We start from the raw sequence: 26,156 nt of genomic DNA on the forward strand, positions 1-26,156 counted from the left end.
GGGCGGCGCGGGGCGGGTGGTGCGGGCGGGCGCTGGCTCGGGCGAGGTGGGAGGTGAGGGGGCCGGGTGGCGTTCCCCTGTTCATGGTCGGGGTTCGACCGGTGATCGGGAAACACGTACACCGGACTCACTGCCATCGCCATACGCAATAACATGGGGGTTATGTACGACCCTGTCCAGCTGCGTACGTTTCTCACGGTCGCCCAGACGCTCAGCTTCACGCAGGCCGCCGGGCGGCTCGGCGTACGGCAGTCCACGGTCAGCCAGCACGTGCGGCGGCTGGAGGAGGCGACGGGGCGCCTGCTGTTCGTCCGGGACACACACCGGGTGGAGCTCACGGAGGACGGCGAGGCGCTGCTGGGCTTCGCACGGACGATTCTGGAGGTGCACGAGCGGGCGGTGGCGTTCTTCGCGGGGACGCGGCTGCGGGGGCGGCTGCGGTTCGGGGCCTCGGAGGACTTCGTGCTGACGCGGCTGCCGGAGATCCTGGAGGGCTTCCGGCACGAGCATCCCGAGGTGGACCTGGAGTTGTCGGTGGAGCTGTCGGGAACGCTGCACGAGCGGCTGGACGCGGGGCGCCTCGACCTGGTGCTGGCCAAGCGGCGGGGCCCGGGGGACGAGCGGGGCCGGCTGGTGTGGCGGGACCGGATGGTGTGGATCGGGGCGGAGGGTCTGCGGGTGGACCCCGAACGCCCTGTTCCGCTCATCGTCTTCCCGCCGCCGGGGATCACCCGGGCCCGGGCGCTGGAGGTGCTGGAACGCGAGGGGCGGGCCTGGCGGATCGCGTGCACGAGCGGCAGTCTGAACGGACTGGTCGCGGCGGCCCGGGCGGGGCTGGGCGTGATGGCCCACACCCGGGGGCTGATCCCGCCGGGCCTGGTGCGGGTGGGAGGCCTGCCGGAGCTGGGCCCGGTGGAGTTCGCGCTCCTGCGCGGGGCGCGCGGCGGAGGCGCGGCGGCCGAAGCACTCGCCGCGGCCGTCCTCTCGGGCGCGGACCGCCTCAGCCGCACGGCCTGACCGGGCCTGGGGCCGCCGGGGTGCCGTGGCGGCCCCGCGGGGGTACGGGGCTACCGGGCCACCGCGGCCGGGGCCGCCCGGCCCGAAGGCCGCCCAGGTACCGGGCCAACCGGCACCAGGTACCGGGCCGCCGACTCGCAGGCCACCGGGGTGCCGTGGCGGCCGCCGCGGGGTTGCCGGGCCACCTGCGCGACGCCCGCCCAGGTGCCGGGCCCCGGGCCCGAAGGCACGCGCCGGGGGGGCGAGGTGTCGGTGCGCCGAGCCGTTGCCCCAGCCCCGCCCCTGCCCGAAACCGTGGGCTCCGCTCCCGGGCCGCCGGAGGCCCCCCGGCGAGGCCGGCTTGACCGCCGTTCCCCCAGCAGGGGGACACCGTTCGCCCCGCCCGACCCCCGGCGGGGGCCCGGCTGAGGAGGTCTTGTGGAGGTGGCCCAAGGCTGATCGACTGCCCTCGGGCGTGGGGTAGCGTCGCCGCGCTGCGCGGAGAGGAGCGGGCCTTGCGGGAGATCACCGTCCCACCGGTCGTCACGGGCACGCCCGTCGGAGGTCTGGCCGACTCCGTCTTCCTGCACGCTCGTCAGGAGCCCGGCCGGGTGGTGCTCGGCCGCAAGACCGGCGGGGTCTGGCGGGACGTGACCTCCGCGGAGCTGGCCGCCGAGGTGCTCGCGCTCGCCAAAGGGCTGCTGGCCCAAGGGGTGGGGTTCGGGGACCGGGTCGCCGTCATGGCCCGCACCCGGTACGAGTGGACGCTCTTCGACTTCGCCCTGTGGGCGATCGGCGCCCAGCCCGTCCCCGTCTACCCGACCTCCTCCGCCGATCAGGTGCACTGGATCCTGTACGACTCGGAGTGCACGGCCTGCGTCGTCGAGAACGAGGACCAGGCCATGACCGTCGGCTCGGTCATCGACCGGCTCCCCCGCCTTCGGCTGCTGTGGCAGCTCGACGCGGGTGCGGTGGGGGCGCTCGTCGCCGACGGGCGCGGAGTCGCCGAGGACGTGGTGCACCGGCATCGCGGCGCCGTGACCCCCGACGCGGTCGCCACCGTCATCTACACCTCGGGGACCACCGGCCGGCCCAAGGGGTGCGTGCTCACGCACGCGAACTTCATGTACGAGGCCGACACGATGGCGAGCCGCTGGGAGTCCGTCTTCCGGGCCGGGCCGGGTGAGCAGCCGTCCACCCTGCTCTTCCTGCCGCTGGCCCACGTCTTCGGGCGGATGGTGGAGGTGGCGGCCGTACGCTCCCGGGTCAAGCTCGGTCACCAGCCCGTGCTGGCCGCGGCCGAGTTACTGCCGGATCTCGCCGCGTTCCGGCCGACCTTCGTACTGGGGGTTCCGTACGTCTTCGAGAAGGTCTTCGCGGCGGCCCGCCGCGCCGCCGAGGCACAGGGGCGCACGGGCTTGTTCGACCGGGCGGTGGAGACGGCCGTACGGTACGCGGAGGCGCGCGAGCAGAGGGCGTTCGGGCTCGGTCCCGGGCCCTCCGCCGGGCTGCGGATGGAGCACCAGCTGTTCGAGCGGCTGGTCTACGGGAAGGTCCGCGCGGCGATGGGCGGCCGGGTGCGGCACGCCATGTCGGGCGGATCGGCGATGTCGCGCCGCCTGGGGCTGTTCTTCGACGGCGCCGGGATCACGGTCTTCGAGGGGTACGGCCTGACGGAGACGTGTGCGGCGGCCACCGCGAACCCGCCGGGGGCGACGAAGTACGGCACGGTGGGCCCCCCGATCCCGGGCAGCACGGTCCACATCGCCGAGGACGGAGAGATCTGGCTGCATGGCGGTCACGTCTTCTCCGGCTACCTGAACGACACCCGTTCCACCGAGGCGGTGCTGCGCGACGGGTGGCTGGCGACGGGGGACCTGGGACGGCTGGACGAGGACGGCTACCTCACCATCACCGGGCGCAAGAAAGAGATCCTGGTGACGTCCAACGGCAAGAGCGTCGCGCCGACCGCCCTGGAGGAGCGGGTGCGTTCGCATCCGCTGGTGTCGCAGTGCGTGCTGGTGGGCAATGACCGGCCGTACATCGCGGCGCTGCTCACCCTGGACATGGAGGGGGTGGCGCACTGGTTGTCGATGCGCGGCCGTCCGCAGGTGCCGGCGGCGGACCTGGTGGACGACGCGGAGCTGATGGTGGAGGTCCGCCGGGCGGTGGTGGCCGCCAACACCCTGGTCTCCCAGGCCGAGGCGATCCGCACGTTCCGGGTGCTGGGTGAGCAGTTCACGGAGGAACGGGGCCTGCTGACCCCGTCCCTGAAGCTCAAGCGCCGGGCCATCGAGAAGGTGTACGCGAGGGAGGTCGCGGCTCTCTACGAGTCGTGAGCCGGCCGCCTCTCGGGCCCGCGTCGACCGGGTCCGCGTCAACCGGGTCCGCGTCGACCGGGTCCGAGTGACGGAGCAGTGGCGGGAATACGGTGTGCGGGGGGCCGGTTGTGGCCCCCCGTACGGCGGCAGCCCCACGTATTCACCCGCACCCGTCCCGACCGCGAGGGAACGACCAGACGTGAACCAGGTCCCCACCATCAAGCTCAACAACGGCACCCTCATGCCCCAGCTCGGCTTCGGCGTCTGGCAGGTGCCGGACGCCGAGGCGGAGCGGACCGTCGCGACCGCGCTGAAGGCGGGCTACCGCAGCATCGACACAGCGGCCGCCTACGGCAATGAAACCGGCACCGGCAAGGCCCTGGCCGCGTCCGGAGTGCCGCGCGAGGAACTGTTCGTCACCACCAAGCTGTGGAACCGGCCGTCGCACACCTGGGGCCGGGACGAGGTGCTGCGCGCCTTCGACGACTCGCTCGCCAAGCTGGCCCTCGACCACGTCGACCTGTACCTCATCCACTGGCCGCGCCCGATGCGCGACGACTTCGTCTCCATCTGGAAGACCTTCGAGGAGATCGCCGCCAGCGGTCGCGCCAAGGCGGTCGGCGTGTCGAACTTCCGCCCGGCCGACCTGGACCGGATCGGCGCCGAGAGCGCGCTGGTCCCGGCCGTGAACCAGATCGAGCTGCACCCGCTCTTCCCGCAGCCCGAGCTGCGCGCCCTGCACGCCGAGCGCGGGATCGCCACCGAGGCCTGGTCCCCGCTGGGCCAGGGCAAGGGGCTGCTGACGCTCCCGGCCGTGGCGGAAGTCGCCGCCAAGCACGGCCGTACCGCCGCGCAGGTGGTGCTGCGCTGGCACCTCCAGCACGGAAACATCGTGATCCCGAAGTCCGTGACGCCGTCCCGTATCCGGGAGAACCTGGACGTCTTCGGCTTCGAGCTGGACGCCTCCGACATCGCCGGGCTCGACGCCCTGGGGGCGGGCGGCGCGGGCCGCCGGATCGGGCCGGACCCGGCCGTCTTCGATGCCTGAGAGCCGAGAGCCGAAAGCCGAAAGCCAAGTCCGGAAGAGAGTGAGACCGCGCGCATGACCGTCCCCGACGGGCTCTACCGGGTCCGGAACGTGGCCAGCGGACTGCTGCTCCAGGTGGAGAGCGGCAACCGGGTGCGGGTGGGCGCCGAGGTCCCGGTGCCGGCGGCCCAGGAGTGGCGGATCTCGCCGGTCCACAGCGGCGGCGGGATCTTCCATGTCGTCAGCGCCCACAACGGCAAACGGCTGGATGTGGCCAACGCGTCGACGGAGAGCGGCACCCGCGTGCAGGTGTGGAAGGCGAACGCCTTCGGAGCCCAGGAGTGGATCGTCGAGGAGCACCTCGACGCGCCGGGCGTGGTCTCCCTGATCGCCGCCATCAGCGGCCTGCCGCTGGAGGCGGACGAGGAGGGCCGGGCCCGCCAGTGCGAGGACGAGGACTCCCCCGCCCAGTGGTGGCGCCTGGAAGCCCTCTGACCGGCCCACCCCGCAAGCCTGCCCGCTCCGAGGCCTTGCCCCCTCCGACCGCCCGCGCGGAGCCGTCAGGCGCGTAGAAGCTCCGTACGCGGTACGTCGGCTCCGCGCGCGGCGCGTCCTGGTCGGGCAGCGGCTCCAGGTTGGCGCTGACGGGCGTCGTGCGCGGCGTCCCTGTCCACGGCGGTGACGATCGCCGTCGCGGCCATCCCGTACGAGGCGTCCGGGCCCCGGATCCGCGGGCCAGGCAACGGGTGCGGCCTCAGCGCGCGCCGTGGGCCGGGGCGAGGGACTCGACCCGTTCGGCGAGTGCGAAGTCCCGCTCGGTGACCACGCCGCCGGCGTCGTGGCTGTTCACCGACAGGCGGACGGAGTGGTAGCCGAGGGTCAGATCGGAGTGGTGGTTCAACTCCTCCTGCACGGCGACGATGTGCGCGACGAGAGCGCCGGCGGCGACGTGCCCGCCCAGGCGGTAGACGCGGACGAGGCGCTCGTCCTCGAAGGACCAGCCCGGGAGTTCCCGCAAGCGGTCCTCGATCTCCTTCTGCGAAAGCGGCTCACTGGGCATCTGCGGGCTCCTTCTCGCCGTGACGTGGAGTCAAGGTTCCCACAGCGCACGCCGCTGCGTTCCTTTCGCGCCATAGTGCGCTCGGGTACTCCTGCACCTTCCGCCCCCCGCCCCGCCCCCCTATGCTCCTGCGCCGGACAGGCTGTTACCAGCGGTAACGAGGGGGTACGGGATGGCAGGCACGGGCAGTTCCAGGCGTACGTTCATCACGGGCGCGGCGGCCGCCGCCGGGGCGCTGGGGGCCGTCGGCGCCGCGGCTCCCGCCGCCGGGGCCGCCACCTCCCCGGCCCCGGGGGCGGCAGCCGCGAACGGCCGGCGCGTCGCCGTCCTCGGCGGCGGGGTCGCCGGGCTGACGGCCGCGCACGAACTCGCCGAGCGAGGCTACGCCGTCACGGTGTACGAGCGGCGGGCGCTCGGCGGCAAGGCCCGCAGCATGGACGTGCCCGGCAGCGCCCGCGGCGGCCGCAGACCACTGCCCGCGGAGCACGGCTTCCGCTTCATTCCGGGCATCTACCACAACCTTCCCGACACCATGCGGCGCATCCCCTTCCCCGGCAACGCGAACGGCGTGTGGGACAACCTCGTCGCACCGCGCGAGATGATGTTCGCCCGGGCGGGCGGCCGCGAGGACCTGCGCGCGCCCATCCCGTGGCCCGAGCACTCCCCCGCCGAGCTGACGCCCGAGGAGCTCCGGCGCGCCCTCACCGGCATCCTGCAGTCCCTGGTCCGGCTCCCGCCGCACGAGACGGCGTACTTCGTCAACCGGGTTCTCGTCTTCTTCACCAGCTGCGACGAGCGGCGCAACCAGGTCTGGGAGCGGACGCCCTGGTGGGACTTCGTGCGAGCCGAGCAGATGTCGACGGAGTACCAGCGCATCCTCGCCATCGGCATCACCCGCAACATCGTGGCGACCAAGGCCGAGGAGGCCTCCACCCGTACGGTCGGCGCGCTCGGCGAGGCCTTCGTCTTCAACCTGCTGGGCCGCGGCGCGGACGGCCCGCCGGACCGGATCCTCAACCTGCCGACCAACGAGGCCTGGATCGACCCCTGGGAGGCCCATCTGCGGTCCCTGGGAGTGGAGTTCGAGATCGGCTGGACGGTGCGGGAGGTGCAGTACGGGAACGGCCGGGTCAGCGGGGTCGCGGTCCTGGATCCGGACGGCGTACGCAGGACCGTCACCGCCGACCACTACGTCAGCGCCCTTCCGGTCGAGCACGCCCGCCGCACCTGGAGCGCGGGACTCCGGGCCGCCGATCCGATGCTCGGGCGCTGCGACAAGCTGAAGACCGACTGGATGACCGGCATCCAGTTCTACCTGACGGATCGGGCGCCGCTCGTGCACGGCCACCTCAACTGCATCGATTCGCCCTGGTCGTTGACGGCGATCCAGCAGGCCGAGCACTGGCCGTCGCGGAACTTCCCCGCGGACTACGGCGACGGCGCGGCGGTGGACTGCCTGTCGGTGGACATCTCGGAATGGGACAAAGCGGGGCTCCTGTACGGCAAGACGGCCAAGCAGTGCACCCGCGAGGAGGTGGCGCGCGAGGTGTGGGCGCAGCTGAAGGCCTCCCTCAACGACACCGGGAAGACGCTGCTCTCGGACGGCGCGCTGCACTCCTGGTTCCTGGATCCGGGCGTGGACGGTCTCGGCACCCCGAACCCCACCAACCAAGACGAGCTGCTGATCCACCCGATCGGCACCTTCCACAACCGGCCGAGCGCGGACACCCGTATCCCCAACTTCTTCCTCAGCGGGGACTTCGTCGCGGTCGACATCGACCTGGCGACGATGGAGGGCGCCAACGCGTCCGCCCGGGCCGCCGTCAACTCGCTGCTCGACCGGGACGGTTCCGCGGCCGCGCGGTGCACGGTCGAACCGCTGTACCGGGCCCCGGAGATCGAGTCGGCCAAGCGGCACGACCTGTGGCGCTACCGCCTCGGCCTGCGCAACGTCTTCGACCTCGGGTGACCCCGGTCTCCGGTGATACCGGCGGAGAACCCGCTCGGCTAACGTCGTGGCCATGACGACGGCGAAGGTGGGCACGCTGCTGCGCGCCTGGCGGGAGCGGCGCGGTATCAGCCAGCTGGAGCTGGCCGGCCGCGCCGACTCCTCGTCCCGGCACATCAGCTTCGTGGAGAACGGGCGGTCCCGGCCGAGCGAGGAGATGGTGCTGCGGCTCGCGGACCACCTCGACGTGCCGGTGCGGGACCGCAACGCCCTGCTGGTGGCGGCTGGTTACGCGCCCCGGTACGCGCACACTCCGCTGGACGCGCCGGCGATGGGCGCGCTGCGCGAGGGCCTGGAGCGGCTGCTGACCGGCTACGAACCGTATCCGGCTCTCGTCGTGGACGGCACCTACACGGTGGTGGCGGCGAACCGGGGCATCGCGATGCTGATGGAGGGGATGCCCGAGGAGCTGCTGACGCCGCCGCTCAACGCCATGCGGCTCACCCTGCACCCGCGCGGGCTCGCCCCACGGATCCTCAACCTCAGGGAGTGGCGCGGGCATCTGCTGGAGCAGATGGAGCGGCAGATCGCGCTGGGCCGCTCCCAGGCGCTGCGCGCGCTGTACGCGGAGGTGGCGGCGTACCCGGTGGTGGAGCGGCCCGCCGACGACGGGCCGGACGAGGCCGTTCCGTACATCGCGCTGCCCCTGCGCATCGAGCACGACGGACACGTGCTCTCCTTCGTCTCGTCGATCTCCACCTTCAACACGCCGATGGACGTGACCGTCGCCGAGCTGGCCATCGAGACCTTCCTCCCGGCCGACCCGGCGACGGTGAAGTACCTGCGCTCACTGGGTCCCTGAGCCGCCCGCGCGCAGCGCGAGCTGCTGGAGGAGCGCGAAGGAGGCGACGCAGGCCGGACCGTTGCCGGTGGTGACGACGGCGTCGAGGGCGAGGAACCGGCGCGGCGCGGTCTGCGGGACGGTGGTGCGGACGATGCCGGACAGGGCCGCGGACATGGCGGGTCAGCCTCCAACGAGGTCGAACGCGCTGGTGGGGTCGAGGTGCGGCCGGGTTCCGGAGCCGAGTGCGCGGCTCCGGAACCCGATGACTCCACTGTGGCGCCCACCTCCGGCAGGGTCGATTACCTCCGACGTCATGCCAACCTTTCTTGAGCCGGACATCAGGAAATGTGGGGGGCGCCTGGTTCGACGGCGGCCGGGAGGCTACGCTTCACGCAGCCAGATGGCTCGAACGTCTTGTCGAACTACGGAGGTTCAGCTGGTGGGGACCGCCGCCCGAGCCGGCCTCGCCGCAGCCTGGCGTCGCGTGGCGGAACTGTCGCAGCGGTGCGGCCGGGACCCGGCCGAGGTACTGGCCGTGGAGCGGCTGAGTCACCTGTCCGGGGTCGACCTCGGCCGCATCCCCCACGTGGTGGCCGGTACGGCCCCCGACGTGCCGCTGGAGCAGCGCGTGCACCAGCGTTTCCTGCGGCTGCGCGCCACCCGCCGCGACAAGCACGGCCGGGAGTGGCCGCTCGCCGCGATCGCCGACGACTTCGACGCACCCGGCGCCTCCCTCGGACCCCTCAACGCGGGCACCGGGCTGCCCCGGCTCGGCCACGCGGCGGGCATCCAGCGGTTCTTCGGGGTCTACGCCGGTTTCCTCCTCGCCGACCCCAAGAGCGCGGTGGAACGGGCCCTCGCCCTGTCGGCCGACACCGTCCCGGCCGGCCGGGACGACGCGGAGCGCCTGGAACACCTGTCGTACCTCACCGGCATCACCCCGCAGGCCATCCGGCTCACCCTCGACGGCAGGCCGCCCCTGCTCCCGCTGAAGGAGCAGGTACGCCTGCGGTTCGAGCACCTGCGCCGCACCCGCCTACGGGAGGACGGGCAGCCCCACTCGCTGGCGGCCATCGCCCAATCCTTCGACGCGTCCGGGCAGTCACTCACCCGCCTCGCGCAGGGGGAAGGCCTCCCCAACCTCGCCGCGGCCGCCGGGATCCAGCGGTTCTACGGCGTCGAGGGGGGCTTCCTGCTGGCCGACGACGCGGAAGCGCTCGCCGCCGCCCTCACCGGGATCGAGCGCGAGCTGGAGGCCGCGGAGCGGGCGGAGGAGAACCCGATGCTGGCCGTGATGCGGGCGCACGACGTACGGAGCATCGTCACGCGGGCCGGTCGGCTCTCCCCGGGGGGCTGGAAGTCGCTGGCCGACCACCTGGACGATCTGCTCGCGCGGGAGGGGCAGTTGCGCCCGCCGGCGGCGGGCGGCGGGGCGCCGACCGAGGGCGGGACAGCCGAGGGGGAAACGCCATGAGGAACCCACGCGCCCTGCGGGAGCCCGTCGGCGACCTGCCGACGAAGGCGCACCCGGCCCCGCCGGCCGATGCCACCGAGACCATCTCCTGGGAGCGTTGAGTGCCGCCCCGGTGACCGCGCCCCGGGACACGCCCCGGGCGACCGCACTGGGGACCTCCGCTCCCCCGCCGACGCACCTTCCCCGCCGCTGCCCCTCGCACGGCCCTGACAGAGAGCACCACACGATGACCCAGTCTTCCCCGCCCCGTCACGCCGTCGTCATCGGCGGCAGCATGGCCGGCCTCCTCGCGGCCGCCGTCCTCGCCGAGCACGCGACGGTCACGATCATCGACGCGGACACGCTGCCGGACAGCCCGGCGCCCCGCCGCGGCCTCCCGCAGGCCCGGCACGTCCACGTCATGTGGTCCGGCGGAGCGCGCGCCATCGAGAAGATACTGCCGGGCATCACCGAGGCCTGGACGGCGGCGGGCGCGATCCGCCGCAGCCTGCCCACCGACCTGGTCACCAAGACCGCCCAGGGCTGGATCCCGCGTTTCGGGGAGAAGCAGTTCACCATCTCCTGCAGCCGCGACCTCCTCGACTCGGTGGTCCGCGCCCGGGTGAGCGCCCTGGAGGGGGTCTCCACGCTCCAGCGGAGCCGGGTCCGGAGCCTGGAGGGCACGGCGGCCCGCGTCACCGGCGTCCGTGTCGACACCCCGGAGGGGGAGGGCAGGGTGGTGAGCGCCGACCTGGTGGTCGACGCGAGCGGGCGCGGCTCCCGAGCCCGGGCCTGGTTGCAGGAACTCGGCGTGAGCGGCATCAGGCAGGCCCAGGTCGACTCCGGCCTGGTCTACGCCACCAGGATCTTCGAGGCACCCGCGGGAGCCCACGCCTTGGGCTTCCCCATCGTCAACGTGCAGTCCGACCCCCGCGTGCCCGTCCCCGGCCAGACCGCCACGATCGTGCCCATCGAGAACGGCCAGTGGCAGGCCACCCTGTCCGGCACCCGCGGCGGCCAGCCCACCGGTGACCCCGACGCGTTCATCCCCTTCGCCAAGGGCATCCGCGACCCGATCGTCGGCGAACTCCTCGACGGCAGGAAGCCCCTCACGGACGTCGCCGTCACCCAGGGCACCGCCAACCGCCGGGTCTACTTCGAGAAGGCCGACCTGCCCGACGGCTTCTTCGCCGTCGGTGACTCGGTCGCCACCTTCAACCCGCTGTACGGACAGGGCATGAGCGTCGCCGCCCGGGGGCTGCTGGCCGTACGCTCCCTGCTCCGCGCCAAGGGGCTCGCCCAGCCCGGCTTCGGCCGCGAGGCGCAGCGCGCGCTCGCCCCGCAGGTGGGCACCGCCTGGGAGCTCGCCACCTCGCAGGACATCCTCTATCCCGGCGCCACCGGCATGAAGCCGCGGGCGGGGGCCGGGCTGCTCAACGCCTACGTCAGCCGGCTGATGACGGGGGCCACCACCCGGGAGGCGCTCACCGCCGCCTTCCTCCAGGTCATCACCATGAGCAGCGCTCCCACGTACTGGCTGCGGCCGTCGGTGATCTGGCACGTCCTGCGCGCGTCGGACCGGGCTGCCCTGAAGGCACCGCCGCTCACCGCCGCCGAGCGGATGGTCGCCGGACTCGACCGGGAGGCCGGTCCCGTCGACCCCGTCGACCCGGTTGACCCCGTCGACCCCGTTGGACCCGTCCAGGCCCGATGACGGACGGTCTCGTCCTCTGCGCGCCGGGACCCCGCCCGAGCGAAACGCCCCGGGCCGAAGGGCCCGGGGCGTTCCCCTGCGTCGACCGGCACCGGCACCGGCACCGGCTCAGAGCTCCGCGAGCTCCAGCCCGGCCTGCGCGGCGGCCGCCTGGACGGTCTGCTCCAGCAGTACGGCGATGGTCATCGGGCCGACACCGCCGGGCACGGGGGTGATCAGCGAGGCGCGCGCGGCGGCCGACTCGAAGTGGACGTCGCCGACGTTGCCCTCGTTGTACCCGGCGTCCAGGACCACCGCACCGGGCTTGATGTCCTCGCCGCGAATGAACTCGGCCTTGCCGACCGCGGCGACCAGCACGTCCGCCTGGCGCACGAGCGAGGACAGGTCGCGGGTACGCGAGTGGCAGTAGGTGACGGTGGCGTTCCGCTCCAGCAGCAGCATCCCGGCCGGCTTGCCGAGGATCGCGCTGCGGCCGACGACGACGGCGTGCTTGCCGGTCAGGTCCACGTCGTAGGCGGCGAGCAGGCGCATGATGCCGCCGGGGGTGCAGGAGACGAAGCCGGGCAGTCCGAAGCCCATGGCGGCGAAGGAGTGCATGGTGACTCCGTCGACGTCCTTGCCGGGGGCGATGGCCTCGAAGGCGGCGCGCTCGTCGATGTGGTGCGGGACCGGGTGCTGCAGCAGGATGCCGCTGACGCCGGGGTCCTCGGAGAGCGCGGTGAGGGTGGCCACCAGCTCCTCGGTGGTGGTCTCGGCCGGCAGTTCCACGTGGCGGGAGGTGATTCCGGCCTTGGCGCAGCGGTTCCGCTTCATGCGGACGTAGGTGACCGAGGCGGGGTCCTCGCCCACCAGCACGGTCGCGAGACAGGGCGCGGTACCGGTGCGCTCGGTGATCTTCGCCGCGTATGCGGCGGTCTGCTCCGAGATGCGGCGGGCGAGGGCGGTACCGTCCATCAGCTGAGCGCCGGCGGCAGGGGCAGCGGCAGTGTCGGGCTGGGCAGTCGTCACGGGGTCTCCTGAACGTCGCTGCGGATCGCGGATCGCCCAGGCGCGCGGCAGTCGACGTACGCGGGTACGCCGGGCCGCTCCCCGGTGGTGATCCACCCGAACGCCAGTCACGGCCCGCTGCCCACTGTAGTCGACGTATCCGGTGGTTGACCGGTGCCCGACCTGGGACGATCGAGGTATGACGCGCACTTTCGACCATCTTGTCGCCGAGGCCGAATCCGTCTCCGTGGACGGCTGGGACTTCTCCTGGCTCGACGGCCGCGCCACCGAGCAGCGACCCAGCTGGGGCTACCAGCGGCTCCTGCGCGAGCGCCTCGCCACGGTGGGGTCCGCCCTGGACATCCAGACCGGCGGCGGCGAGGTCCTCGCGGGGGCCGGGCCCCTGCCCCCGCTGACGGCGGCCACCGAGTCCTGGCCGCCCAACATCGACCGGGCGACGCGGCTGCTGCACCCGCTCGGCGCGGTCGTGGTCGCGGACTCCGACGAACCGCCGCTGCCGTTCGGCGACGAGGCCTTCGAGCTGATCAGCAGCCGGCACCCGGTGACCATCTGGTGGGACGAGATCGCGCGGGTGCTGAGGCCGGGCGGCACCTACCTCTCCCAGCAGGTCGGTCCGGCCAGCGTTTTCGAGCTCGTCGAGTACTTCCTCGGCCCGCAGCCCGAGGAAGTACGGCGCGGCCGGCACCCTGACGACGCGGTCGCCGACGCCACGAAGGCCGGGCTGGAGATCGTCGGTCTGCGCTCCGAACGACTGCGTACGGAGTTTCACGACATCGGAGCCGTGATCTACTTTCTCCGGAAGGTGATCTGGATGGTGCCCGGCTTCACGGTCGGGCAGTACCGGGACCGGTTGCGCGAGCTGCACGAACAGATCGAACGCGAAGGTCCGTTCGTCGCACACACCGCCCGCTTCCTCATCGAAGCCCGCAAAACGGGCTGACGGAGAGGGCGGACGGATCCTCGCGGAATCCGTTGCGCGGCCACAGCGTGGCGCAGGTCACTCAATTCAACGCGTAACGAATGTACTCGGGCGTGCGATGAACCGACAGGTGTCCTCGCGCGGCACGGAATACAGACCCCCCTCGGTTCTGTTTCCTTAAGTTCGCGCGATGATGTCCCGCCGACCCCTTATCTGTTCGCAACGAGAGGCTCCTTGTGTCGCTCAGCCCGTCCCGTACGTTCCCTCCGGAGATCGCCGAATCCGAGGCCCTTGTCGCGCTCGTCGAGCGCGGCCGCGAGCAGGGTCACATCAACGGTGACGACGTGCGCCAGGCTTTCGAGGCCGGCCGCATCCCGGTGGACCAGTGGAAGCGGGTCCTGCGCAGCCTGAACCAGGTCCTGGACGAGGAGGGTGTCGCCCTCCATGTCAGCGCGGCCCCTGCCACCAAGGTCGCCGCCAAGAAGCCCCGCAAGGCCGCTGCCGCACCGGCCCGCACCGTCGCCAAGAAGGCGGTCGCCGCGCCGCGCCCCATCGGCGCGCGCAAGACCGCGGCCGTCCCCGCCCCCGCCCCCGTCGCGGCGGCGATATCGGCAGACGCCGGCGTCGCCGCGCAGGACGTGGCGGAGGACGCCGCGCCCAAGAAGCGGGCGGTCAAGAAGACCGCTGTGAAGAAGACCGCCGTGAAGAAGACGGCCGCGGCGAAGAAGACCAAGGACGCCGACGAGGAAGAGGCCCCCAAGGTCGGCGAGGACTGGGCCGCCGAGGACCTCGCGGACGACGCCGAGGAAGAGGCTCCCAAGGTCGGCGGGAGCCAGGGCTTCGTCCTGTCCGACGACGACGAGGACGACGCCCCGGCGCAGACGGTGATGGTGGCCGGTGCCACCGCCGACCCCGTCAAGGACTACCTCAAGCTGATCGGCAAGGTGCCCCTCCTCAACGCCGAGCAGGAGGTCGAGCTCGCCAAGCGCATCGAGGCGGGCCTGTTCTCGGAGTACAAGCTCGAAGAGGAGGAGGACCACAAGCCCGCCTTCAAGCGCGAGCTGGAGATCCTGGTCGAGGACGGCCGCCGCGCGAAGAACCACCTGCTGGAGGCCAACCTCCGCCTCGTGGTCTCCCTCGCCAAGCGCTACACCGGCCGCGGCATGCTCTTCCTGGACCTGATCCAGGAGGGCAACGTCGGCCTGATCCGCGCCGTGGAGAAGTTCGACTACACCAAGGGCTTCAAGTTCTCCACGTACGCGACCTGGTGGATCCGGCAGGCGATCACCCGCGCCATGGCCGACCAGTCGCGCACCATCCGCATCCCCGTCCACATGGTCGAGATCATCAACAAGCTCGCCCGGGTGCAGCGCCAGATGCTCCAGGACCTCGGCCGGGAGCCCACTCCGGAGGAGCTGGGCAAGGAGCTCGACATGACCCCGGAGAAGGTCATCGAGGTCCAGAAGTACGGCCGCGAGCCGATCTCCCTGCACACCCCGCTGGGTGAGGAGGGCGACAGTGAGTTCGGTGACCTCATCGAGGACTCCGAGGCGGTCGTGCCCGCGGACGCGGTCTCCTTCACCTTCCTGCAGGAGCAGCTCCAGTCGATCCTGGGCACGCTCTCCGAGCGTGAGGCGGGCGTGGTCTCCATGCGTTACGGCCTCAACGACGGCCAGCCGAAGACCCTCGACGAGATCGGCCGCGTCTACGGGGTCACCCGTGAGCGCATCCGCCAGATCGAGTCCAAGACCATGTCGAAGCTGCGTCACCCTTCGCGTTCGCAGGTGCTGCGCGACTACCTCGACTGAGCCGGCCGGGCCGGCCGGGCCCTCAGGCCAGTCGGAAGACCGGCCCCCGGGGTGTGAACGGCAGGGAGGCGCCCTGCGGAACCAGATAGGCGTGCTCGCGCCGGATCCGCAGGGTGTCGCACCACCCGTCCGTGATCACCAGCACCGGGGCCCCGGGCGGGAAGTCCTCCGCCCGCTGCAGCAGGTCGATGCCCGGCTGCAGCACGGTCCCGCCCCGCCCGCGCACCCGGACCCGGCCCGCGATCTCGGTGGGCGGAAGATAGCCCGCGTCGTGAGGCGCCGCGTCGCAGAACACGACGCGTGCCGCCGGTACGTCGCGGGCCCCCGCGTACGAGGCGATCGCGCCCAGCGCCTTGCCGAGCAGGGCGGCGTTCATCGACCCCGAAGTGTCGAGCACCACCCCGAAGGTGCAGCGGGCGCTCTCCTCGGGCGGGAAGTAGCGGCCCGCGCGCGGGATGTGCGGGGTGGAGGCCTGGCGGCGTGCCGGGCGCGCGTAGGACCGTACGGCCACCGGCCGCGGCACGTACTCGTCGAACCAGCGGGCCAGCCGGGCGTCCCAGGGCACCGGCGGGTGGGCCAGTGCCCGGATCTCCTGGATGAGCCCGGCGGGCAGCAGGCCGCGCTCGCCGTACGTGTGCAGGTCAAAGCCCTGGACCAGGCCGCGACGGTAGAAGTCGTCCAGGTCCGTGTACGGGCAGCTGCCCGCGTGCGGCAGTGCCTCGCCCAGGATGTCTCCTGTCCCTTTGCCGCGCAGGGTGGCGAGCCGGCGCATGCGGCGCAGGTCGGTGGTGACGCGGTCGTAGACCTCCTCGACGGAGAGGCCCTTCAGGGCCGGGTCGTGGAGCAGCCCCTCGGGCATCTCGCCGACGCCCATCTCCAGCAGCCAGCCGTTGACCACGTAGTCGGCGGCCACATTGTGCAGGTACGGATCGCGGGCACCGCGGCGCTCGCCGTGGCGCAGGGCGGCGTGCAGCATCTCGTGGGCGAGGATGAACCGCCATTCCCCGTCGTTGAAGGTGCGCAGCGGGTTGATGTAGATCTCACCGGCGCTCGCGCTGACGGCGGCGATGGCGATGCCCTGAGCGCGGGCCAGCTCGGCGTCGGCGACGATGCGCAGGCCGCTCGCGAGGCCGCCGAGCAGGGGGTACGAGGAGATGAACCAGTTCAGCGCGCGGTCCCACGGGTGCTGGCGCAGGCGCTCTCCCGTGACCCGGTCGCGGCGGCCGCCGGCCACGTCCATGGCGGCGGAGACGCTGCGGGTCAGCGCGTGCGCGAAGGCGGTCTCCCAGTCGGGGGCGGTGGTGTTCCAGCGCCTCCAGGTGACGAGGACCTGGTCGGGGTGGTCGCCGGCCGTCCCGCAGCGTTCGTATGCCGCGGGGATGCCGTCGCGCCGCCAGCGGGCGGCCAGCAGCTCCTCGTCGCCGCCGGGGTACTCGGCGGGGAGGTGGTCCGGGGCCCGCCCGGCCGGGAAGGTCAGCAGGAAGCGGTTGACCACGGCGCAGCGGGCGGCGAGGTCGAAGCGGTCGGGCTGCGGGCGGTCCTCCTCCTTGGTGGCCGGGACGTGGCCGAAGCCGAGGTGGAGCAGGGCGTGGGCGATCGACCAGGCCCACTCCTCGGGCTCGGCGCGCTTGGTGGGGTGGACGTGGACGGTGCCGTTGGAGTTCACGGCGACCAGTCCCCCGGCGGGGGTCGCCGGGCACCTGGCCTGGCGGCAGATGTCGGCCTCGACCGCGGCGAAGGCGGGGTTCCGCTTGACCAGGGCGAGCCCCTCGGCGAAGGCCTGGGCGGCCGGGTCGGGGCGGGTGTCCTTGCCGCGGGAGCGCCCCGCGCTCACCGGCGGGCCTCGACCAGGCGCGGCATGTCGCGGGCGGCCTCGATCAGGAACCAGCCGGGCAGGACCGGCAGGCCGTCGGCGTCGTCGGAGATGACGGTCTGGGCGACCTCGACGGAGATCTCGGCGAGCTGGACGAGCAGGGACTTGGCGCGGTAGGCGGTCTCGCGCAGGCTCGGGGAGGCATGGGCCTTGTCGGTGGGCAGTTCCTTGATCAGGCGCCCCCGGAAGGCCTCGGCGAGGTAGTAGAGCAGGTCCCGGTCCTCCGGTCGGCGCGGCCAGCTCGCGTCGCCCTTCATGATCGCCTCGATGCCGAAGGTGTGGCGGACGATCTTGGCGTAGCCGCAGAAGGAGACGGCGTGCGCGGGCGTGAGGGTGCCGTGCGCGACCACCTTCAGGGTCTGCTCGTCCAGCCCGGCCCCGAAGGAGTGCAGGGCGTCGGAGAGCATGTGCCAGGAGCGGGGGGTGGAGAACGGCTCCTCCGTCTTGGGCGGCTGCGACCAGAGGTGGTCGGGGCGGTCGGTGAGGTAGTCGGTGATCCAGGGGTGGATGCCGTTCTCACCGGCCCACACCAGCCAGTCCTGTGCGGACGCCTGGAGATGCACATGGGTCAGGCGGTTGACGAGCGCCGAGGAGATGGGACGGGCCAGCGCGTTGTCGGTGGCGCGGTTGCCCGCGCCGATGACGATGGAGCCGGCGGGGAGCTCGTAGGAGCCGATCCGGCGGTCGAGGATCAGCGAGTAGAAGGCCTTCTGGACGTCCGGAGTGGCGGCGTTGAGCTCGTCGAGGAAGAGGCAGTACGGCTCGTCGCGCGCGATGGCCTCGGGCGGGCAGAAGACGGACCGGCCGTCCCGGATCTGCGGTACGCCGATCAGGTCCTCGGGAGCCAGCTGCGTCCCGAGCAGGCTGACGCACTCCAGGCCCAGCGAGTCGGCGAACTTCCGCACGAGCGAGGACTTGCCGATGCCGGGAGCCCCCCAGAGGAACACGGGCCGCACGGTGGCGAGGCCGAGGAGCAGTTCGGGGATCTGGGCGGGGGTGACGGTGGCGGCGGCCTGCACGAGCGGAGGATGTCCTTAGGTCGGGATGCGTGGTGCGCCCAGTCTGGACACACCGCGCATCCCGGGGCACCCGGTTTTCCGGGCCGCCGCGCTCAGGCTTCGAGCAGTTGCTTGAGCTTCTCCTCGTTCTGCGGCATCTCCTTGCGTGCGGACGGCTTCACCACGAACGGCACGAGCACCTTGCCGATGCCGTGGCTCTCGAAGTCCAGGGCCAGGGTCAGCCTCGACCGGGTGCCGCCTTCGAGCGGTTCGATGGTTCCCCGGACGTCGCCCCGGACCGGTCCGTCGATCCCGTGCATGTGCCAGCTTCTGGGCGGGTCCAGTTCGGTGACCTCCATGGTCATGGGGAACTGCCGCTTGCCGATCCGGCGGGTCACGGCGATCCTCGATCCCACGGCGAGGGGTCCGTCGTCCAACGGGACGGCCGCTACGGCGCTTTCCTGCCACTGCGGCAGGTGCAGGGGGTCCGTCACGTACGCGTAGACCTCTGCGGGACTGCGGGAAATGTCGATGCTTTCCTTGATCGCAGACATTTCGCCCCTTTACTGCCCCCTAGCGGTGTTACACACATATCGTCCCACGGGTCAGGCGGCGGCGTGCTTCCTCCGTGCCGACATGACCGCGTACACGAGCACGCCCGCGAAGAGGAACAGCACGCCCTGGTAGACGGCGGCGTACCCCGAGCCGGCCACCAGCCACATCGAGAAGGCGAAGGCCAGGGAGGCGAGGGCGGCGTCGCGGGCCAGGCGGCCACGGTGGACGCGCTCGGCCCGGCCCGAGAGCAGGAAGTACATCTGCGCGGCGGCGGAGAGCAGGTAGGGGACGGTCGCCGTGAAGGTGGTGACCAGGACCAGGATCTCGAAGACGCCCTCCGGGCCGGCCGTGTAGTTGTAGACGGTCAGCGCCGAGGCCAGGACGACGGTGACGACCACGCCGGCCACGGGGACGCCGCGCTTCTTCGTCTCGAACACCTTCGGGAAGAGCCCGTCCTTGGCGGCGGCGTATGGCGTCTGCGCGCTGAGCAGGGTCCAGCCGTTGAGGGCGCCGACCATCGAGATCACGGCGGCGCAGGCGACGACCGTGCCGCCCCAGGTGCCGCCGAACATGGCGTTGACGGCGTCCGTGAAGGGGGCCTGGGAGGAGACGAGCCGGTCGTGGGCGACCAGGCCGAAGACGGCGACGGTGCCGAGCAGGTAGACGGTGGCCGCGCCGAGCGTGCCCAGGATCGTGGCCCGGCCGACGTTGCGGGCCGGGTGGCGGACCTCGCCGGCGCTGACGGCCGCGGACTCGACGCCCAGGTAGCTGAAGAGGAGGATCGCGGCGGAGGCGGAGACGGCGCCGACCGCGCTCTGGCCGGTGGCCTGGAAGGGGCCGAGGTTGTCCGGGTCGAAGAAGAAGAGCCCGCCCACCGCCACCAGGAGCAGCGGGGCGAACTTCAGTACCGTGGCGACCAGTTGGACGGCGCCGACGTACCGGGTGCCGGCCAGGTTGGCGAGCGCCGGGAGCCACTGCACGGTGAGGGCGCCCAGGCACATGGACCACTTGTGCTCGCCGACGGCGGGGAAGAGCACGGAGAGGTAGCCGACCGCCGCCACCGCGAGGGCCGCGTTCGAGACCCAGGTGGTGATCCAGTAGCTCCAGGCCGCGAGGAAGCCGGCGAAGTCGCCGAAGGCCGCGCGGGCGTAGACGTAGGGGCCGCCGGTCCGCGGGTGCCGTTCGGCGAGGCGCCCGAAGACGAGGGCGAGGGCGATCGCACCGAGGGTGAGCACGGCGAAGGCGACCAGGCTGATGGTGCCGAAGGGTGCCACCGAGGCGGGGAGGAGGAAGATTCCGCCGCCGATGATGTTGCCCATGACCAGGCAGGTGGCGATCGGGAGGCCGAAGCGGCGTGCGTGCGGACCGCCCGGCTCGGCGACCGCTGGAGTTCCGGGGGCCGCGCCCACCTCGGGCTGTGGGGCTGTGGCCGGGATTGCGGTGCTGGTCATCGGTGGTGCGCCTCTGGATGTCTCACATGGTGGGCAGGTCGACATATGGTCGGCCACCACCAAGGACGCACCTAATCAGCGAATTTCATCCCGTACGGAGCCCCCTACGGAAGGAAAGATTCCGTCTTCGGCCTCCTCCAACGGAGAATTCGCCGCCGCCCTCGGAGGCCCCGGATCCGGGCGGGGTCCCGAGCCGGAGGCCGGACCCGGGCCGGGATGCGGGGCACGGGAGCGCAGAGCCGGCCGCAGGCCCACCGGCACCTGGGGTCCGTCCACCTCCCGCAGCCACCCCCGCAGCACGCGGTGCACCGCCTCCGCGCCCACCAGCTCGGCGGCCCCGGGGTCCGACAGCTCCGTCGGCCACATCAGGAACGCGACCCCCTGCTCTCCGCCAAGGCCGCCGTGCGAGCCGATCTGCTCCTCGAAGGCGTGCACCGCCCCCGTCTCGGGGTCGTACGCCGAGTTCACCATGATGTCGGCCACGTGCGGGAAGGAGTCCGTGCGGCGGACGGCCTCGGCCGCGCCCGGGCCGAAGGCGGCGAGCAGCTCCTCCGCCTCGCCCGGGACGTCCAGGCGCGCCGCCGCCCCGTCCGGGCCCAGTACCACCCCGTCCACCAGCACGAAGCCGACCCCCGGGTGGTTCGCCAGCGTCGGCAGCAAGGCAGGGTGCGCGCGCTCGATCCGCTCCCGCGAAGCCCGGCCGCGGACGTCCGGGAAGGAGATCAGCCCGAGGTTGCCCGAAGCCAGTACCACCGGGTCGGAGCCGCGCCGCGGGTGTGCCTCCTCGCCCTCCTCCACCGGTCGGTGCAGGGCCGCGAGGACGGCCGCCCGGGCCTCGGCACCGCTCGGCGTGCCCCGGGCCCGCCGCGAGACCGGCAGTCCGCAGCCCGCGCGGACCAGGTCCTTCAGGGTGAGCCCGTACCGGCTCAGGAAGGTCTCCCCCGGGCTCTGGCCGTGGTCCGAGAGCAGCACGATCCGGTACTCCCGCGGCGCGTGCTCGGCGACCCGGGCGATCAGGGCGAGGCTCCGGTCGAGGCGGGCCAGTACCTGGTCGGTGTCCCGGCCGTGCGGGCCCGAGTGGTGCGCGACCTCGTCGTAGGCGACCAGGTCGGCATAGACCGCGGCGCGGCCCGCCAGCATGTCGCCGATCACGGCCGCCACGACCACGTCGCGTTCGACCACGGTCGCGAAGGCCCGGATCAGCGGGTACAGCCCGCCGCGCGCCACCCGGGGCCGCTCCCCGCGCGTCCGCGCCCGCAGCGACTGGCCGATCTCCCGGCCCACCTCGGCGACGAACGACACGGCGGTACGGACGGCGTTGGCCGGATCGGAGAAGTACGCGAAGTACCCGGCGCGGGATCGGTTCGCCCGGCCCCGGCGGGCCGAAACCGAGAGCACCAGCGCCAGTTGGCCGGCGCCGCCGCTGAACAGGTTGCCCCGGCTGGCGCCGTCCAGGCTGAGCAGCCCGCCGTCCCCGGTGCGCTCGACGGCGCGCCGCTGGAGTTCGGCGGCGCTGGTGGGCCGGTTGCAGACCACCACCTCGCCGGAGTCCTTCTCGTACCAGCGGAAGGCGGGGACGTCGAAGTTGGTGCCGTGCAGGATCCCGAGCTGGCTGGCGCCGGTCTGGCTGGACCAGTCCGTACGCCAGGACGCGATGCGGTGGCCGGCGTCCAGCCAGTCGGCCACGGTCGGCATGAGGCCGCTTCCCGCCGCATGCCTCAGCACCTCGTACCCGACCCCGTCGAGCTGGAGGAAGACCAGCCCGGGCGCGGCCCCGCCGGCGCGGGGCGCGCCCGCAGGGCGCCCGCGGCGTCGGCGCCGGTCGGCGAGCCGGTAGAGCCGCCGCCGGTACGCCTCGTCGTCGCGCACGGCGAGCGCGGTGGAGGTCGCCGACGCCACGGCGGACATGACGGCTGCCACCACCACGGCGGTCTCGGGGGCCGCCTCACCCCGGCCGGCGGGGATCAGGCTGAGCGCTATCAGCAGCAGCGAGCCGTTGAGGAAGAAGACGAGCAGCCCGAGCACCAGGGCGGGCACCAGCAGCAGTGCCCGTACCAGCACCGGCCAGACCAGCGCGCTCAGCAGTCCGAAGGCTCCGGCACCCCAGGCGGCGGTCAGCCCGATCTGCGTGAGGCTGTCGCCACCGCCGTCGCCACCGCCGTGACCGCCGTTGCCACTGCCGTCGCCGGCCTGGAGCCGGAAGTCCGGCAGGACGCCGGCCAGGGCGAGCATCGTGAGCGTGGACACCGCCCATACGAGGACCACCCGTACCAGGGCGCTGCCCGCGGTCCGCCACCGTCCTCCCAACACGCCGCACCGCCTCATGTCCCGGCCCGCGACCGCCCGCGTGCCCCCGTCCCGCTTCCCAGGCTCGCACAGCGGCCGCACCCCCGGCCGGGCGACACGGGTGGCGCACGGGCGCACGGGACGCGCCGGTGTCAGGTGCCGTCGTAGCCGGCCGTCGGCATCGAGAGCCTGCGGTGCACCTCGGCCTTCATCGCGGAGGTGTACCGCGGCTCGTCGAGTCCGGCCGTCTCCAGCCGTACGCCGCGCCGCTCGCACTCCGCGGTGAACTCCTCGACGGAGCACAGTGCACGGGCCAGCACCCGGTCGTTGGCGGCGACGAACAGGTCGACCTGCCCGGCCTCGATGTCCGACCAGAGGCCGCGGTGGTCGGCGCGCAGCCCGTAGAAGAGCAGTTGCCTCGTCACCACGTAGCCCCGGTCGGCCGCCCAGCGCGCGCACATGGTCTGCTGGCTCCGGGTGTCCACGGCGAAGGGGTCGGCGTCCAGGTCTTCGAGCGGGGCCAGGCTGGCGATCGCGGCCACGCGCAGCTCATCCATGCCGCCCGACCCTACTCCGATCCGCCGCCGGGGAGGAGAGGGCTGCCTGATCCGGCCTGACCGGCAAGGCACCCCCTAAGCTCGTGAAAGAGGCGTGCCGTGCGAGGGAGGGAGGCCGGGTGCCGGTGGACATCACCTGGTGGGGCCATGCCACGTGCACGATCGAGGACTCCGGGGTGCGGCTGCTGACGGACCCGCTGTTCGCGCGGCGGCTCGCGCATCTGCGGCGGCGGCGCGGGGCGGTGCCCCCGCCCGAGGCGGCGGTGGCGGACGTGGTCCTGGTGTCCCATCTGCACGCCGACCACCTGCATCTGCCGTCGCTGGCCCGGCTCGGGCCCGGTACCCGGCTGCTGGTGCCGCGCGGAGCGCTCCGGGCGGTGCCCGGGCTGGCCAGAGTGGCCGGGACGCGAGGGCTGCCGGTGACGGAGGTCGCGCCGGGTGACGAGGTGGCCGTACGGGCCGGCGTACGGGTACGGGCGGTCAGCGCGCGGCACGACGGGCGCCGGCTTCCCCTCGGGCCGCACCTCGCGCCGGCGCTCGGATACGTCGTCCAGGGCGCCGCCCGGACCTACTTCGCCGGGGACACCGGGCTGTTCGACGCGATGGCCGAGGAGGTCGGACCGGTGGACGTGGCGGTGTTGCCGGTGGGCGGCTGGGGGCCTTGTCTCGGCCCGGGGCATCTGGACGCGGGGCGGGCGGCGCGCGCGCTGGCCGAGCTGGCACCCGCGGCGGCGGTCCCGGTGCACTACGGGACCTACTGGCCGATCGGGATGGACGCGGTGCGGCCGCACGAATTCCACGCGCCGGGCGATGAGTTCGTGCGCTGCGCGCGACGGCTCGCTCCGAAGGTGACGGTACGGGTGCCGGGGCACGGCGAGCGGGTGCGGCTGCCGTGACGTGGCGCGACGTCGCGGCGGCGGCCGGTCAGGTGCCGCCGGAGACCGCCCAGCAGGTGGTGGGCTACCCGGCGTTGTTCGTGCTGGTGGCGCTGGGCGCGCTGGTGCCGGTGATCCCGACGGGGGCGCTGGTGAGTTCGGCGGCGGTGGTGGCGTTCCACCACCAGTCGCTTCCCTTCGGGGTGTTGCTGGTGTTCGGGGTGTCCGCGCTGGCGGCGTTCACCGGGGACATCGCGCTGTACTGGCTCGGCCGGCGCGGGGTGCGTTCGCGCAACGGCTCCCGCTGGCTGGAGCGGCTGCGCGGCCGGGCGACTCCGGAACGGCTGGAGCAGGCGCGGACCAGGCTGGACCAGCACGGGGTGGTGGTGCTGGTGGTCTCCCGGCTGATCCCGGCGGGGCGGATCCCGGTGATGCTGGCCTGCCTGCTGGCGCAGCTCCCCTTGCGCCGCTTCGCCCGCGGCGCCGTCCCGGCCTGCCTCGCCTGGGCGGCGGCGTACGGCCTGATCGGCATCCTGGGCGGCTCGCTCTTCCGGGAGCCCTGGAAGGGCGTGGCCCTCGCGGTCGGCCTGACGCTCCTGATCAGCGGCGCCCCGGCGGTGTGGCGCCGCGTGCGCCCGGCGGCACGAAGGGACTGGCGAAGGGACTAGACCTCAAGTGCGGTTCGGATTCTAGGCTCTTGCCCGTCGGAGATCGTGAGCAGCGAACGGAGCGGAACCGCCATGGAGTACTCGCACAGCGACGCCGAATTGATCCACCAGCCCATCGGCTACTGGAGCTGGGCCGCCTACGACTCGGTCGTCAACCGCACGCGCGGCGAGCTCGCCCGGATGGGCACCACGCAGCCGCAGTGGTGGGTCCTCGCCCAGGTCGCCCTGGCGGTGGAGGCCAAGACCCGCGGCGAGGTGTCGGAAACCCTGCGGGGCTATCTCGCCGTGGGCGGGGAGACGCTGGACGAGGAGATCGACACGACCATCGCCCGGGGATGGATCACGCAGGACACCGGCGGGCGCCTTGAGCTGACGGCGGAGGGCAGGGAGTTCTACGAGGAGGCCGCCGCCCTGCAGAAGGAGTTGTGGGCCGAGCGCCATGCGGGCATCTCGGACGAGGAGTACCTGACCACCCTCAAGGTCCTCCAGCGGTTCATCCACAACACGGGCGGCCGGGCCTGGCACCACTAGGGAGGGTCCGCCGGGGAGGGGTCCGCTGGTGAGGGGTCGAGGACGCGCGAGGCGCCGATGGGGAGGTCCCAGAGGGCCTCGCGGGGCAGTCCGGCGCGGGACCAGGCCGCCCGTACGCGGTGGAGGGGCTCCATGACCGGTTCCGCGGACAGGACGAAGGTGGCCCAGTGCATGGGGGCCATCCGGTGCGCGCCGAGGTCGAGGCAGGCCTGGACGGCCTCTTCCGGGTCCGCGTGGACGTCGCTGAGCCACCAGCGCGGGGCGTAGGCCCCGATCGGCAGGAGGGCGAGGTCGATGCCCGGGTGGCGGCGGCCGATCTCGCCGAACCAGTGGCCGTAGCCGGTGTCGCCCGCGAAGTAGATCTTCTTCGGGTCCGGGCTCCCGGTGTCGGTGAGGACCCAGCCGCCCCACAGGGTGCGGCAGGTGTCGATCAGGGACCGCTTCGACCAGTGGTGGGCGGGGACGAAATCGAAGCGTACGCCGCCCAGTTCGGCGGACTCCCACCAGTCGAGCTCGGTGACCCGGGTGAAGCCGCGGCGGCGGCACCAGCGGGCGAGGCCGGCCGGGACGAAGAGCGCCGTCTGCCGGGGCAGCCGCCGGAGCGTGGGTGCGTCGAGGTGGTCGTAGTGGTTGTGGCTGATGACCACCGCGTCCACCGGCGGCAGATCCTGCCAGCGCACCCCGACGGGCGTCATACGGGCCGGGGTGCCGAGGATCCGCCGGGACCAGACGGGGTCGGTCAGTACGGTGAGTCCGCCGATCCGGAGCACCCAGCTGGCGTGCCCGGCCCAGGTGGCGCAGACGGTACCGGGAGCGGCGGCGGGCAGCGGGGCCGGCTCGAACGGCAGGTCGGGGATACCGCGCAGCCCCTCGGACCCGGGCCGGAAGGCACCCTCGCGGGCGAGCCGGGCGAAGGCGCGGACGCCGGGCAGCGGGGTGGTCAGCCGGTCCGCGAAGGACCGGGGCCAGCGGCGGACTTCACCCAGCGGGCGGGGGGCGGCCGGGGACGGGGGTGGTGCCGTCGGGACCGGGTGTCCCTGGGCGGCTGGGGGCCGTACGGGCGCCGGGGAGGCGGGGGCGCTAGCGGGCGCGGCGGAGGCGGGGGACGCGGCGGCGGGGGCGGAGGCCCGGACGGGGGTGGCGGCGGGGGCGGGGGCGTCCGTCTGATCCCTCATGGAGGAGTCTCCGTTCACCTGCGTCGATTCAGGGAGTCGGGGGCCGGGGGCCAGGGGCGGTGAGGAGAGGCGGTGAGGAGAGGCGGTTC

The 26,156-nt window shown here is 73.0% G+C and carries 23 protein-coding genes and 1 riboswitch; of the genes, 13 read left to right on the forward strand and 10 right to left on the reverse strand.

Annotated features, from left to right (window positions below; translation table 11 throughout):
* Positions 1–162: 162 nt before the first annotated feature.
* From ABZX75_RS06195 to ABZX75_RS06210, 4 genes are all read left to right on the forward strand, one after another.
* Positions 163–1,017: a LysR substrate-binding domain-containing protein gene (locus ABZX75_RS06195; protein WP_355408364.1), complete on the forward strand. Its 855-nt coding sequence runs from the start codon at positions 163–165 to the stop codon at positions 1,015–1,017.
* A gap of 494 nt (positions 1,018–1,511) precedes the next feature.
* A complete protein-coding gene (locus ABZX75_RS06200; RefSeq protein ID WP_355408366.1) occupies positions 1,512–3,335 on the forward strand; it encodes an AMP-dependent synthetase/ligase in 1,824 nt (607 codons plus the stop codon).
* Positions 3,336–3,516: 181 nt separating this feature from the next.
* Complete coding sequence (locus ABZX75_RS06205; protein WP_355408368.1) at positions 3,517–4,365, forward strand: aldo/keto reductase; 849 nt, start codon at positions 3,517–3,519, stop codon at positions 4,363–4,365.
* A 54-nt stretch (positions 4,366–4,419) separates the two neighbouring features.
* Positions 4,420–4,839, forward strand: coding sequence for an RICIN domain-containing protein (locus ABZX75_RS06210; protein WP_355408370.1), 420 nt, complete (start codon positions 4,420–4,422; stop codon positions 4,837–4,839).
* Positions 4,840–5,098: 259 nt separating this feature from the next.
* Here the strand turns inward: ABZX75_RS06210 and ABZX75_RS06215 are convergent, their stop codons facing one another.
* The gene (locus ABZX75_RS06215) at positions 5,099–5,404 is read right to left on the reverse strand and encodes a 4a-hydroxytetrahydrobiopterin dehydratase (RefSeq protein ID WP_355408372.1); all 306 of its coding nucleotides are present in this window, start codon (positions 5,402–5,404) and stop codon (positions 5,099–5,101) included.
* Between the two features lie 172 nt (positions 5,405–5,576).
* Between ABZX75_RS06215 and ABZX75_RS06220 the strand changes: the two genes are divergently transcribed.
* Together ABZX75_RS06220 and ABZX75_RS06225 are read left to right on the forward strand one after the other, a co-directional pair.
* A complete protein-coding gene (locus tag ABZX75_RS06220; RefSeq protein ID WP_355408374.1) occupies positions 5,577–7,373 on the forward strand; it encodes an FAD-dependent oxidoreductase in 1,797 nt (598 codons plus the stop codon).
* 52 nt (positions 7,374–7,425) lie between these two features.
* Positions 7,426–8,214 (forward strand): helix-turn-helix transcriptional regulator, encoded by a 789-nt coding sequence (locus tag ABZX75_RS06225; RefSeq protein ID WP_355408376.1) that lies wholly within the window; start codon positions 7,426–7,428, stop codon positions 8,212–8,214.
* On the opposite strand, the gene ABZX75_RS06230 is transcribed toward ABZX75_RS06225, so the two are convergent.
* Positions 8,200–8,370, reverse strand: a complete 171-nt coding sequence (locus ABZX75_RS06230) for a hypothetical protein (protein WP_355408378.1) — start codon at positions 8,368–8,370, stop codon at positions 8,200–8,202. The genes ABZX75_RS06225 and ABZX75_RS06230 overlap by 15 nt on opposite strands.
* Before the next feature lie 265 nt (positions 8,371–8,635).
* Between ABZX75_RS06230 and ABZX75_RS06235 the strand changes: the two genes are divergently transcribed.
* Both ABZX75_RS06235 and ABZX75_RS06240 read left to right on the forward strand, forming a co-directional pair.
* A complete protein-coding gene (locus ABZX75_RS06235) occupies positions 8,636–9,670 on the forward strand; it encodes a hypothetical protein (protein ID WP_355408380.1) in 1,035 nt (344 codons plus the stop codon).
* Positions 9,671–9,896: 226 nt separating this feature from the next.
* The gene (locus tag ABZX75_RS06240) at positions 9,897–11,363 is read left to right on the forward strand and encodes an FAD-dependent monooxygenase (protein ID WP_355408382.1); all 1,467 of its coding nucleotides are present in this window, start codon (positions 9,897–9,899) and stop codon (positions 11,361–11,363) included.
* 108 nt (positions 11,364–11,471) lie between these two features.
* Here the strand turns inward: ABZX75_RS06240 and ABZX75_RS06245 are convergent, their stop codons facing one another.
* Complete coding sequence (locus tag ABZX75_RS06245; RefSeq protein WP_355408511.1) at positions 11,472–12,317, reverse strand: bifunctional 5,10-methylenetetrahydrofolate dehydrogenase/5,10-methenyltetrahydrofolate cyclohydrolase; 846 nt, start codon at positions 12,315–12,317, stop codon at positions 11,472–11,474.
* A gap of 81 nt (positions 12,318–12,398) precedes the next feature.
* A riboswitch (ZMP/ZTP riboswitch) is annotated at positions 12,399–12,492 on the reverse strand.
* A 57-nt stretch (positions 12,493–12,549) separates the two neighbouring features.
* Here ABZX75_RS06245 and ABZX75_RS06250 point away from each other — a divergent pair.
* Entirely contained in the window at positions 12,550–13,311 is a 762-nt protein-coding gene (locus tag ABZX75_RS06250; RefSeq protein WP_355408384.1) for a methyltransferase domain-containing protein, read from the forward strand.
* Between the two features lie 215 nt (positions 13,312–13,526).
* A complete protein-coding gene (locus tag ABZX75_RS06255) occupies positions 13,527–15,098 on the forward strand; it encodes an RNA polymerase sigma factor (protein WP_355408386.1) in 1,572 nt (523 codons plus the stop codon).
* Positions 15,099–15,120: 22 nt separating this feature from the next.
* Here ABZX75_RS06255 and ABZX75_RS06260 read toward each other — a convergent pair whose 3' ends face one another.
* The 6 genes from ABZX75_RS06260 to ABZX75_RS06285 all read right to left on the reverse strand — a co-directional run bounded on the left by ABZX75_RS06260 (position 15,121) and on the right by ABZX75_RS06285 (position 22,818).
* Positions 15,121–16,932, reverse strand: coding sequence for a hypothetical protein (locus ABZX75_RS06260; protein WP_355408388.1), 1,812 nt, complete (start codon positions 16,930–16,932; stop codon positions 15,121–15,123).
* A complete protein-coding gene (locus ABZX75_RS06265) occupies positions 16,929–17,990 on the reverse strand; it encodes a MoxR family ATPase (RefSeq protein WP_355408390.1) in 1,062 nt (353 codons plus the stop codon). The genes ABZX75_RS06260 and ABZX75_RS06265 overlap by 4 nt, the downstream gene beginning before the upstream one ends.
* Before the next feature lie 92 nt (positions 17,991–18,082).
* Positions 18,083–18,523 carry an SRPBCC family protein gene (locus tag ABZX75_RS06270; protein ID WP_355408392.1) on the reverse strand — a complete coding sequence of 147 codons (441 nt, stop codon included), beginning with the start codon at positions 18,521–18,523 and terminating at the stop codon, positions 18,083–18,085.
* Positions 18,524–18,574: 51 nt separating this feature from the next.
* On the reverse strand, positions 18,575–19,975 hold the full coding sequence (locus ABZX75_RS06275; protein ID WP_355408394.1) for an amino acid permease: 1,401 nt from the start codon (positions 19,973–19,975) through the stop codon (positions 18,575–18,577).
* A gap of 75 nt (positions 19,976–20,050) precedes the next feature.
* Positions 20,051–22,300 (reverse strand): phage holin family protein, encoded by a 2,250-nt coding sequence (locus ABZX75_RS06280; protein WP_355408396.1) that lies wholly within the window; start codon positions 22,298–22,300, stop codon positions 20,051–20,053.
* Positions 22,301–22,413: 113 nt separating this feature from the next.
* The gene (locus ABZX75_RS06285) at positions 22,414–22,818 is read right to left on the reverse strand and encodes a hypothetical protein (protein ID WP_355408398.1); all 405 of its coding nucleotides are present in this window, start codon (positions 22,816–22,818) and stop codon (positions 22,414–22,416) included.
* A 119-nt stretch (positions 22,819–22,937) separates the two neighbouring features.
* On the opposite strand from ABZX75_RS06285, the gene ABZX75_RS06290 reads away from it, so the two are divergent.
* From ABZX75_RS06290 to ABZX75_RS06300, 3 genes are all read left to right on the forward strand, one after another.
* Positions 22,938–23,714, forward strand: coding sequence for an MBL fold metallo-hydrolase (locus ABZX75_RS06290; protein WP_355408400.1), 777 nt, complete (start codon positions 22,938–22,940; stop codon positions 23,712–23,714).
* A complete protein-coding gene (locus ABZX75_RS06295; RefSeq protein WP_355408402.1) occupies positions 23,711–24,361 on the forward strand; it encodes a DedA family protein in 651 nt (216 codons plus the stop codon). Before ABZX75_RS06290 ends, ABZX75_RS06295 begins: the two co-directional genes overlap by 4 nt.
* Before the next feature lie 72 nt (positions 24,362–24,433).
* Positions 24,434–24,892, forward strand: coding sequence for a MarR family winged helix-turn-helix transcriptional regulator (locus tag ABZX75_RS06300; protein WP_355408513.1), 459 nt, complete (start codon positions 24,434–24,436; stop codon positions 24,890–24,892).
* Here the strand turns inward: ABZX75_RS06300 and ABZX75_RS06305 are convergent.
* Positions 24,889–26,067 carry an MBL fold metallo-hydrolase gene (locus tag ABZX75_RS06305; protein WP_355408404.1) on the reverse strand — a complete coding sequence of 393 codons (1,179 nt, stop codon included), beginning with the start codon at positions 26,065–26,067 and terminating at the stop codon, positions 24,889–24,891. The two genes, ABZX75_RS06300 and ABZX75_RS06305, sit on opposite strands and share 4 nt — an antisense overlap.
* Between the last annotated feature and the right edge of the window lie 89 nt (positions 26,068–26,156).

This window comes from Streptomyces sp. NPDC003038, from assembly GCF_040611115.1.
In the GTDB taxonomy this organism is placed as follows: domain Bacteria; phylum Actinomycetota; class Actinomycetes; order Streptomycetales; family Streptomycetaceae; genus Streptomyces.